This is a genomic window from Rhodocytophaga aerolata (genome assembly GCF_030503435.1).
Lineage (GTDB): Bacteria > Bacteroidota > Bacteroidia > Cytophagales > 172606-1 > Rhodocytophaga > Rhodocytophaga aerolata.
Window position 1 is genome coordinate 1 of the sequence record NZ_JAUKPO010000172.1, and the last position, 945, is coordinate 945.

1 protein-coding gene is annotated in these 945 nt (G+C 51.0%); it reads left to right on the forward strand.

From position 1 onward, the window contains the following. Positions 1-945: Ig-like domain-containing domain (locus Q0590_RS37390; protein ID WP_302042795.1), on the forward strand; the 945-nt coding region annotated here is incomplete at both ends.

The window sequence follows — 945 nt, forward strand, 5'->3', positions numbered from 1 at the left end:
AGACGATCAATGGGGTAGCTTACAATGGAGTAAACACCAAGATCAACTCCCTACTCATCCAACCGGCTTCCTCTAGCGGCACGCCACAGCTGGTTTGGTCGATGAATACACAGAGCCTGGTCATTGAGGCCAATACCCCGGAAACGAGCAAGACGTTCTCTTTAGAGCTGAGCCGCTCAGATAACCGCAACGTTCAATCCACGCTGGCTGCAAGTTATGGCAGTGGCGGATCGGGCTGGCTAAGTTTCAATGCTACCCATAATGGTGAGGAGCCCAATGTGACCTTTGACTACACGGCGGCTAAAACCTTAGCCGTGGGTACTTATACAGCCCTCCTTACGGCTTCTGCCTCCGGTTACCAACCGGCTACAGTCAATGTACAACTTAGTGTGGTAGACGCAGGAAGCTTGCGGCCTTATGTGATGTCTTCCACGCCAGGAAACGGGGCAACCGGCGTAGCCTTGAATCCCACTATTTCAGCCAACTCACTCTATGTACCTAATATACCTGGTTTTACCGGCGGAGTAGATAACGCCACTATTACTGTAAACACCGTAAAATTGCTGAAGGTAGTCGGTCAAAGCACCACCCAAATCCTGGGAACAGCGCAAGGAACCGGTGGGGGAGATGCCATCAGCTTTTCTCCAACCTATGCCTTAGAGCCGTTTACTTCCTATAAATTTGTCATCAGCGAAGGGGTGAAGTCTTATGCCGGCGCCCCTTTCATGCCCTATGAAGCAACGTTTACTACTGGAAATCTGCCTAACGAACCGGCAGAATTACCTGTAGCCTTCAAACCAGAACCTGTGCCTGGCACGCAGAACAAAAAATATACCTCAGTGACATTTGGCCCCGATGGCAAGTTTTATGCCCTGCGTTTAGATGGCACTATTGAGCGCTACACCCGTGATCTATCGACCGGTCAGCTGAGCGGGATGCAGGAGA